Genomic DNA, 8966 nt, shown 5'->3' on the forward strand with positions numbered 1-8966 from the left:
GAGTCTCTTATCTCCGCCGCTCGCCAGACGCTTACTGGATGTTGACGTCGACGCTCGCCGGCAGGTCGATGCGCATGAGCGCGTCGACCGTCTTCGGCGTCGGGTCGAGGATGTCGATCAGACGCTTGTGCGTGCGCATCTCGAAGTGCTCGCGCGAGTCCTTGTACTTGTGCGGCGAGCGGATGACGCAGTAAACGTTCTTCTCGGTGGGCAGCGGCACCGGCCCGACAACCCGGGCGCCGGTGCGCGTGACCGTCTCCACGATCTTGCGCGCCGAGGTGTCGATCGCCTCGTGGTCGTAGGCCTTGAGCCGGATGCGGATCTTCTGTCCCGCCATGGTGGCTGCTCGTTCCTTGTCGTCTCGTGCCGCTATCTCACAAACCCGGCCCGGTGTTACCACCCTGAGCCTGGGTTTCCGCAGTTCAACGGCCCTGTCCCCGGTCCACGCGGTCGGGCGTGTCGCGCCCGACGCACAGACGGATCCCGCGGGATCGTCGTCTTGCCTGGTCTTCCTCAACGTGAGGAGGCGATGAGCCGGCACCGCTTTTGCAAGCACTGTCGTCTCACTGCCCTTGCCCGCTCGCCTCACCCGAAGGAAAGAGCTCCGCGGACCGTGGCCACTCGCACCGGAGCGGCCGGACCCCCGAAGGGATCGGCCGCCCCAGGACGAGCAACCTGAATAGTGTCGCACACGTGATTTGACGCCCCGCACCCGGGGGTGTATTGCCCCTGATAGGGCGCCTAAATCACTTGATGATCTTGGTAACCTGGCCCGCGCCGACGGTCCGGCCACCCTCACGGATGGCGAAGCGCAGACCCTCGTCCATCGCGACCGGCTGGATCAGCGCGACCGTGATGTCGGTGTTGTCGCCCGGCATGACCATTTCGGTGCCCTCGGGGAGGGTCACGACGCCGGTCACGTCGGTCGTGCGGAAGTAGAACTGCGGGCGGTAGTTGTTGAAGAAGGGGGTGTGACGGCCACCCTCGTCCTTCGACAGGATGTAGACCCGGCCCTCGAAGTCGGTGTGCGGGGTGGTGGTGCCCGGCTTCACGACGACCTGGCCGCGCTCGACGTCCTCGCGCTTGATACCGCGGACCAGCAGGCCCACGTTGTCGCCCGCCTGGCCCGAGTCGAGCAGCTTGCGGAACATCTCGACACCGGTGACAGTCGTCTTGGTCGACTTCTCCTTGATGCCGACGATCTCGACCTCTTCGTTGACGTTGATCTGGCCGCGCTCGACGCGACCGGTCACCACGGTGCCACGACCGGTGATGGTGAAGACGTCCTCGATCGGCATCAGGAACGGCTTGTCGAGCTCGCGCACCGGGTCCGGCACGCTGTCGTCGACGGCCGCCATGAGCTCGAGAACGGCCTCGGCCCACTTCTCGTCACCCTCGAGGGCCTTGAGGCCGGACACGCGCACGACCGGCGCGTCGTCGCCGGGGAACTCCTGCGAGGACAGCAGCTCGCGGACCTCCAGCTCGACGAGCTCGAGGATCTCCTCGTCGTCGACCATGTCGGCCTTGTTCAGCGCGACCACGATGTAGGGCACGCCGACCTGGCGGGCGAGCAGCACGTGCTCACGGGTCTGCGGCATCGGGCCGTCGGTCGCGGCGACCACCAGGATCGCGCCGTCCATCTGGGCGGCACCGGTGATCATGTTCTTGATGTAGTCCGCGTGACCGGGGGCGTCGACGTGCGCGTAGTGGCGCTTCTCGGTCTGGTACTCGACGTGCGAGATGTTGATCGTGATGCCGCGCTGCTTCTCTTCCGGCGCGTTGTCGATCTGGTCGAACGCCCGCGACTCGTTCAGCTCCGGGTACTTGTCGTGCAGCACCTTGGTGATAGCCGCGGTCAGAGTCGTCTTGCCGTGGTCAACGTGACCGATGGTGCCGATGTTGACGTGCGGCTTGGTCCGCTCGAATTTCGCCTTCGCCACTGGAATGTCCTCCTGGACTGATTTCGCTTTGTGCTCGTGGGGCGGCGTGGCTGCCGCCCCACGATTGTTCCTTCGTCGGTGCTGCGGACGTTCAGGAGAGTCCCTTAATGCCCGCGTGCGGTGGGGGGAGTTATTCCCCCGTCGCCTTCGCGATGATTTCCTTCGCGACGTTCGCGGGAACCTCGGCGTAGGAGTCGAACACCATGGAGTAGTTCGCCCGGCCCTGGGTGCGGGACCGCAGGTCGCCGACGTAGCCGAACATCTCCGACAGCGGGACCAGCGCCTTCACGACGCGGGTGCCCGCCCGCTCCTCCATGGCCTGGATCTGACCACGGCGGGAGTTGAGGTCACCGATGACGTCACCCATGTAGTCCTCGGGCGTGGTCACCTCGACCGCCATCATCGGCTCCAGGATCACGGGGTGAGCCTTCTTCGCGGCTTCCTTCATCGCCATGGAACCGGCGATCTTGAACGCCATCTCCGAAGAGTCGACCTCGTGGTACGCACCGTCCAACAGGGTGAACTTCAACCCGACGAGCGGGTAGCCGGCCAGGACGCCGTACTGCATCGCGTCCTGCGCGCCCGCGTCGACCGACGGGATGTACTCCCGCGGCACGCGGCCACCGGTCACCTTGTTGTCGAACTCGTAGAGCGCGCCGTCGGTGCGCTCGAGCGGCTCCAGCTTCACGATGACCTTCGCGAACTGGCCGGAACCACCGGTCTGCTTCTTGTGGACGTAGTCGAGCTTCTCGACCGTCTTCTTGATCGTCTCACGGTAGGCGACCTGCGGCTTGCCGATGTTCGCCTCGACCTTGTAGTCGGACTTCATCCGGTTCACCAGCACCTCGAGGTGCAGCTCACCCATACCCGCGATGATCGTCTGGCCGGTGTCCTCGTCCAGCTTGACCTGGAACGTCGGGTCCTCTTCGGCCAGCTTCTGGATCGCCAGGGACAGCTTCTCCTGGTCGGCCTTCGTCTTCGGTTCGATCGCGACCCGGATGACCGGCTCGGGGAACGTCATCGACTCCAGCACGATCGGGTTCTGCGGGTCCGCCAGGGTGTCACCCGTGGTGGTGTCCTTCAGCCCGATGACCGCGTAGATGTGGCCGACCTGGGCGTCGTCGACCGGGTTCTCCTTGTTGGAGTGCATCTGGAAGATCTTCCCGATGCGCTCCTTGCGCTCCTTGGTCGCGTTGACGACCTGAGCACCGGCGGCGACCTTGCCCGAGTACACCCGGATGTAGGTCAGCTTGCCGAAGAACGGGTGCGCGGCGATCTTGAACGCGAGCGCGGCGAACGGCTCGTCGACCGACGCCTTGCGGGACGCCACGGTCTCGCCGTCGGGCAGCAGGCCCTCGACGGCCGGGACGTCCAGCGGGGTCGGCAGGTAGTCGATGACCGCGTCGAGCATGGGCTGCACGCCCTTGTTCTTGAACGCGGAACCGGCCAGCACCGGGAAGACCTGGCTGGTGATGGTGAGCTTGCGGATGCCGGCCTTGAGCTCGGCCTCCGTCAGCTCCTCACCCTCGAGGAACTTCTCCATCAGCGCGTCGTCCGCCTCGGCGACGGTCTCGACGAGCTTCTCGCGGTACTCCGCGGCCTTCTCGGCCAGTTCGGCCGGGATGTCCTCGACCGAGTAGTCCTCGCCCTTCTGGACCTCGCCGCGCCAGGTCAGCGCCTTCATGCGGACCAGGTCGACGACGCCTTCGAAGTCGTTCTCGGCGCCGATCGGCAGCTGGATGACCAGCGGCCGGACACCGAGGCGGTCCACGATGGTCTGCACGGTGTAGTAGAAGTCCGCGCCCAGCTTGTCCATCTTGTTGACGAAGCAGATGCGCGGGACGTCGTACTTGTCCGCCTGCCGCCAGACCTGCTCGGACTGCGGCTCGACGCCTTCCTTGCCGTCGAAGACGGCGACCGCACCGTCGAGCACCCGGAGGTTGCGCTCCACCTCGACGGTGAAGTCGACGTGCCCGGGGGTGTCGATGATGTTGATCTGGTGGTCGTCCCAGAAGGTGGTGGTGGCAGCCGAGGTGATGGTGATACCCCGCTTCTGCTCCTCCTCCATCCAGTCCATGGTGGCGGCGCCGTCGTGGACTTCACCGATCTTGTAGTTGACCCCGGTGTAGAACAGGATCCGCTCGGTGGTGGTCGTCTTGCCGGCGTCGATGTGGGCCATGATGCCGATGTTGCGGACCTTGTTCAGGTCGGTCAGCACTTCACGTGCCACGAGAGTGTTCCCCTGTTCTCAAGCTTGGGGCCCGGCATGGCTTGGTCGACAGCCGGGCGGTCATCACCAGCGGTAGTGCGCGAAGGCCCGGTTGGACTCGGCCATCTTGTGCGTGTCCTCGCGACGCTTCACGGAGGCACCGAGACCGTTGGAAGCGTCCAGGAGCTCGTTCTGCAGGCGCTCGATCATCGTCTTCTCGCGGCGGGCCTGCGAGAAGGAGACCAGCCAGCGCAGCGCCAGGGTGGTGGAGCGACCCGGCTTGACCTCGATCGGCACCTGGTAGGTGGCGCCACCGACGCGGCGGCTCTTCACCTCGATGGTGGGCTTCACGTTGTCGAGGGCGCGCTTCAGCGTGACGACCGGGTCGGTGCCCGTCTTCTCGCGAGCGCCTTCGAGCGCGCCGTACACGATGCGCTCGGCCAGGGACCGCTTCCCGTCCTTCAGCACCTTGTTCACCAGCTGGGTGACCAGCGGGGAGGCGTAGACGGGGTCGGAGATCAGCGGCCGCTTCGGGGCCGGACCCTTGCGGGGCATTAGCTCTTCTCCTTCTTCGCGCCGTACCGGCTGCGCGCCTGCTTGCGGTTCTTGACACCCTGCGTGTCGAGGGAACCGCGGATGATCTTGTAACGGACACCCGGAAGGTCCTTCACACGACCACCACGCACGAGCACCATCGAGTGCTCCTGGAGGTTGTGGCCCTCACCGGGGATGTAGGCGGTGACCTCGATGCCGCTGGTCAGCTTCACACGCGCGACCTTGCGCAGCGCCGAGTTCGGCTTCTTGGGGGTCGTGGTGTACACGCGAGTGCACACGCCACGCCGCTGCGGGCTCCCCTTGAGGGCCGCGGTCTTCTGCTTGGCAGCCTTGTCCTGGCGGCCCTTGCGGACCAGCTGCTGGATCGTGGGCAATGGACCAGCTTCCTGTCGTGATCTGCTTCTTCGTGTCTTCACCGGCCCCCGCGGTCGGGCGTGTCGGCCCGCGTCACGGTCTCGCGACCGGTAACTTCCCGGAGGGATTTCCGTCGGAACCCCGACCTGCCGAAGCCGGTGACCAGGTGCCTGAGCACCCCGTCCATGCGCACGGCACGCGGAGCGGCCCGACGCATGCCGGGCACGGTCTCCAAAGATACCCGCCCGGGTCCGGGAGGAACGCGGCGGGGGGTCTGTAGGTCGGCGAACCTCCAGCGTACCGCTCGACGGCCGCCGGCCGCGGGACATTCCACGCCTCGGGTCGCGCGCCCGGGCGAGCCCCGGCGGCCGCGCCGCAACTCACCGCTGCCGGCGCGGTCCGCGTCCGCGGAAGCGGGGGTACTTCGTACAACACCCCCGCCGGCGCGGGACATTCCCGGCCGCGTGGCGGGCCCCCGGAACGTCCCGGATGACTCGTCGGGACGTCCGGGGCCCCGGACGAGTCGTCCGGGGCCGTCGCGGGGCCGTCTGCGGAAGCCGGCTTCAGTCCTCGTCCGGCTTCGCGTGGTCCGGCTTGCCCGGGTTGGGGTCGCGGGACAGGTCGATCAGCGGGTGCACCCCGGCCCCCTCCGGCGCCGCGTGACTGCCCGTCGGCCTCGGGTCTTCGTCGGGCCGTGCGGCCCCGTCGGTGCTGGTCATCACACACTCCTCGCGCTCGTCCCCGGCTTCCCTCTCCGGCCGAAACCTACCCATTACCCGGTCGGGTGGCGCAGTGGGATCGGATCGGCCGTTCCGTGCGTCACAGTGCGGTCGAGAGGTCACGATGGGTGGACCGACCACAGGGAGGGGCAGGCATGTCGGCCGAGTTCGAGCAGCTGGTGACCGAGTTCGAGCGGTTCCGGTCGAGCATCCGCAGCGCCGACGACCGGTTCGCCGGCCTGGGCGCGATGCAGCAGCAGCTGACCGAGCTGCGGGCGAGCGCGGCGTCGCCCGATGGTGGCGTCACCGTGGTGACCGGGCCGGGCGGCGCGGTCCTGGACGTCAAGTTCACCGAGGCCGCGCTGGCCAAGGGGCCGCAGGCGCTGTCGGCGGCACTGCTCGCGACGCTGCGGGAAGCCGTCGGCGAGGCGGCGCGGCGGCAGGCGGTGATCGTCGAGGAGAGCATGGGCGACGACCTCGGCCTGGTCGAGCAGGTCCTGGAGACCCAAGCCGCGGCGTTCGGAACCACCGTCGAAGCACTGCGGTCGAAGCTGGCGGAAGAGCAACCGCGGCCGGCCGCGCCCGAGGACTTCTCGGAACAGCGGGTGCTGCGCCAGGCCGACCCGCCACCGCAGGCGCCACCCGCGAGCGGCGCGTCGGCGGGCGACCGCTTCCTGCGGAACCTGTTCGACGAGGAGGACTGATGCCCGACGGAGCCGGCGGTTACCGGGTTCAGGTGGACGCGCTGCACGAGTACGCCGGCGACCTGGGCAAGTACCGGGAGCAGGGCGCGAAGATCACGGAGAAGGTGGGCCAAGCCGACGTCGGCGACAAGTCGTGGGGCGTGGTCGGCATCTTCACCAAGGGCGGCTACGACGACACCCTCCGCGAGCTGCAGTCGCTGCTGGCCTCGATCGCGGACGGGCTGGCGTCGGCGCAGGCGAAGCTGACCGACGCGGCGAACGTCTACCAGGGCATCGAGGACGACCACAAGACCTTCTTCGGCCAGGTCGAGGTCCTGCTCGACGGCCCCGGCGAGCCGAAGCACTGAGGGGGACGCCATGGCAGAGGTAGCGGACGTGGCGAGCGGGATCACCGTCAAACCCGACGACCCGAACACGGTGCTCGGGGTCAACGTCGACAACGCGATCAAGGCGACCCCGTTCGTGGGGAGCGCGGTCACCGTCGGCAAGGACGCCGTCTCGGTGACGAAGGCGGTGTTCGCGCCGCAGCACGACGGCGCGGACATCACGCTGGCGCTCGGTTCGCTCGCGACCGACACGGCGAGCTTCATCCAGTCGAGCACGAGCACCATCACCGACATCGCCACCGACCCGCTCGGCTGGCTGGTCGGCCAAGGGCTGAACTTCCTGGTCGACGCCGTCCAGCCGATCCAGGACGCGATCCACTTCGTCAGCGGCGACGGGCCGGCCCTGGGCGTCGCGGCGGAGAACTTCGGGGCGATCGCCACCGGCCTGGACCAGCTGGCCAAGAACTTCGCCGAGGTCGCCGACGACTCCCTGAAGGGCTGGGAGGGCGACGCGAGCACCGCGGCGAAGACGGCGCTGGGCGAGTTCGCGCACGGCATCGAAGGCGTCGCCGGGCAGTCCGGTGACCTGGCCCGGATGCTGCAGCTCAACAGCATGCTCATGAGCTTCGTCGAGGACCTGATCAAGGCGATCCTCACCGAGTTCGTGACCTGGCTGATCATGCTGTGGGTGCCCGCGCTGGCCGCCGCGGTGCCCACCTGCGGCGCTTCGCTGTCCGCCGCCGCCCCGGTGACCGAGGTCAAGGCGGCCCAGACGACCGCGAAGACCACCCAAAAGGTGAACAAGCTGCGGGAGCTCCTGCAGAAGGTGCTCGACTGGCTCCGGAAGCTGCAGCAGAAGTTCGCCACGACGACACTGGGCAAGTCGCTCACGAAGATCGCGAAGGAGAACGAGGGCAAGGACCTCCTCCAGAAGGCCGTCGGCGACCAGGGCATGATCGGCAAGCGCTGGGCCAAGGCCTTCGAAAACCCGGTGCTCGACGCCGCGGGCAAGATCGACTACCAGCAGACGATGCTGAAGGCCGGCGCCACCGAAGCGCTGAAGAAGGGCGGCGAAGCGGCGGTCAAGGGCGTGCTCGGCTACCACCCGGCCAACCCCGGCGACAACCCGGCCAAGACGGTGAACGACCACCTCGGCAAGCTCAACAGCCACGTCAAGAACGCGAAGAAGGCGAGCGGCTACGACGGGACGGGCCGGGACCAGTCCGCCGAGGAGACCCGCGAAGACCTGGACTTCTGACGATGCAGACGCTCTTCACGATCGCCGTCCTCGTCGTCGTGGCCGCGGTGGCCGCCGGGATCTGGTGGCGGTCGCAGGGGAAGTTCGCCGCGAGCCGGGAGGAACACTGGTTCAAGGCGTTCGCGGCGGAGCGGGGTGGCACGTTCGGCAACGGCAACGGCACCGGCTCCCCCACCTTCGGCGTGGTCCACCCGACCGGGCGGCCGCTGACGGGCGGGCCGGAAGACCCGTGGGTCGAGTTCCGCGTCGGGGGCCGGGCGGTGCTCGGGATCGACACGCAGGAGTCCTACCGGCACTTCGACGACCACACGTACTTCCGCGACCTCCACGTCACCCAGGTGCGCGTGCCGCCGGGCCCGGAGCTGCGGATCGTCCCGGGCCGGCCGGTGTCGATGCCGACGCTCCCGCCGGACTCGGCGCTCGACGCCGAGCTGGCCCGGTGGCTGGCGGCGAACCCGCGGTTCGCGCAGCGGGAGGTCGTGGTCGAGAACGGGGCCGCCCGGACGTGGGGCCCGGGCTGCGCGACGCGGCAGAACCTCACCGCCGACGCCCGCTACCTCGCCGACCTGGCCGACCACCTGCCGGCAGCGCTGTGGAAGTTCAGCGGCGGCGCGTCGTGAGGTGGGTCAAGCCCGCCGAGAGCGCGAACACCAGCCCGAGGCCGACGACGTAGGGCCCGGCGAGGAGGGCGAACCCCGCGCCGATGTTGGCGTCGGGCTGGTCGGAGGTGGCCCGGAAGCCGATCGCACCCACCGACAGCAGGACCGCGCCCGCCGTGATCAGCACGACGGCGACCACCGCGAGGCGCTTGGTGACGGGCGTCATGCCTTCATGGTGCCCGGGGTGGCGCGACTCCGCCGGACGGCGGCCCGGGCCGGGAGCAACGACCCGGGCCGCCGCC

At 68.4% G+C, this 8966-nt stretch carries 11 protein-coding genes; 4 read left to right on the forward strand and 7 right to left on the reverse strand.

The genetic code is table 11. From position 1 onward, the window contains the following. Positions 1 to 31: 31 nt before the first annotated feature. The 6 genes from rpsJ to AB0M80_RS02570 all read right to left on the reverse strand — a co-directional run bounded on the left by rpsJ (position 32) and on the right by AB0M80_RS02570 (position 5777). Positions 32 to 337 (reverse strand): 30S ribosomal protein S10, encoded by a 306-nt coding sequence (gene rpsJ / locus AB0M80_RS02545; RefSeq protein WP_003102098.1) that lies wholly within the window; start codon positions 335 to 337, stop codon positions 32 to 34. A gap of 409 nt (positions 338 to 746) precedes the next feature. Next, complete coding sequence (gene tuf, locus AB0M80_RS02550) at positions 747 to 1940, reverse strand: elongation factor Tu (protein ID WP_360279848.1); 1194 nt, start codon at positions 1938 to 1940, stop codon at positions 747 to 749. Between the two features lie 130 nt (positions 1941 to 2070). Next, the gene (fusA, locus tag AB0M80_RS02555) at positions 2071 to 4170 is read right to left on the reverse strand and encodes an elongation factor G (protein ID WP_364557777.1); all 2100 of its coding nucleotides are present in this window, start codon (positions 4168 to 4170) and stop codon (positions 2071 to 2073) included. 63 nt (positions 4171 to 4233) lie between these two features. Then, positions 4234 to 4704, reverse strand: coding sequence for a 30S ribosomal protein S7 (rpsG, locus tag AB0M80_RS02560; RefSeq protein ID WP_003102106.1), 471 nt, complete (start codon positions 4702 to 4704; stop codon positions 4234 to 4236). Further along, positions 4704 to 5078 carry a 30S ribosomal protein S12 gene (gene rpsL, locus AB0M80_RS02565; protein WP_003102113.1) on the reverse strand — a complete coding sequence of 125 codons (375 nt, stop codon included), beginning with the start codon at positions 5076 to 5078 and terminating at the stop codon, positions 4704 to 4706. The genes rpsG and rpsL overlap by 1 nt, the downstream gene beginning before the upstream one ends. 543 nt (positions 5079 to 5621) lie before the next feature. Continuing rightward, on the reverse strand, positions 5622 to 5777 hold the full coding sequence (locus tag AB0M80_RS02570; protein WP_364557779.1) for a hypothetical protein: 156 nt from the start codon (positions 5775 to 5777) through the stop codon (positions 5622 to 5624). A 155-nt stretch (positions 5778 to 5932) separates the two neighbouring features. On the opposite strand from AB0M80_RS02570, the gene AB0M80_RS02575 reads away from it, so the two are divergent. Genes AB0M80_RS02575 through AB0M80_RS02590 form a run of 4 tightly spaced genes read left to right on the forward strand, consistent with a single transcriptional unit; the run spans position 5933 to position 8685 of the window. Continuing rightward, positions 5933 to 6481, forward strand: a complete 549-nt coding sequence (locus AB0M80_RS02575) for a YbaB/EbfC family nucleoid-associated protein (protein WP_364557781.1) — start codon at positions 5933 to 5935, stop codon at positions 6479 to 6481. Further along, entirely contained in the window at positions 6481 to 6828 is a 348-nt protein-coding gene (locus tag AB0M80_RS02580) for a hypothetical protein (RefSeq protein WP_364557783.1), read from the forward strand. Before AB0M80_RS02575 ends, AB0M80_RS02580 begins: the two co-directional genes overlap by 1 nt. Before the next feature lie 10 nt (positions 6829 to 6838). After that, entirely contained in the window at positions 6839 to 8065 is a 1227-nt protein-coding gene (locus tag AB0M80_RS02585; protein ID WP_364557785.1) for a hypothetical protein, read from the forward strand. Positions 8066 to 8067: 2 nt separating this feature from the next. Then, the gene (locus AB0M80_RS02590) at positions 8068 to 8685 is read left to right on the forward strand and encodes a hypothetical protein (RefSeq protein WP_364557787.1); all 618 of its coding nucleotides are present in this window, start codon (positions 8068 to 8070) and stop codon (positions 8683 to 8685) included. Here AB0M80_RS02590 and AB0M80_RS02595 read toward each other — a convergent pair. Then, on the reverse strand, positions 8666 to 8890 hold the full coding sequence (locus AB0M80_RS02595; RefSeq protein WP_364557788.1) for a hypothetical protein: 225 nt from the start codon (positions 8888 to 8890) through the stop codon (positions 8666 to 8668). The two genes, AB0M80_RS02590 and AB0M80_RS02595, sit on opposite strands and share 20 nt — an antisense overlap. Positions 8891 to 8966 lie beyond the last annotated feature (76 nt).

The sequence above is a fragment of the Amycolatopsis sp. NPDC051045 genome (assembly GCF_040682955.1).
In the GTDB taxonomy this organism is placed as follows: Bacteria; Actinomycetota; Actinomycetes; order Mycobacteriales; family Pseudonocardiaceae; genus Amycolatopsis.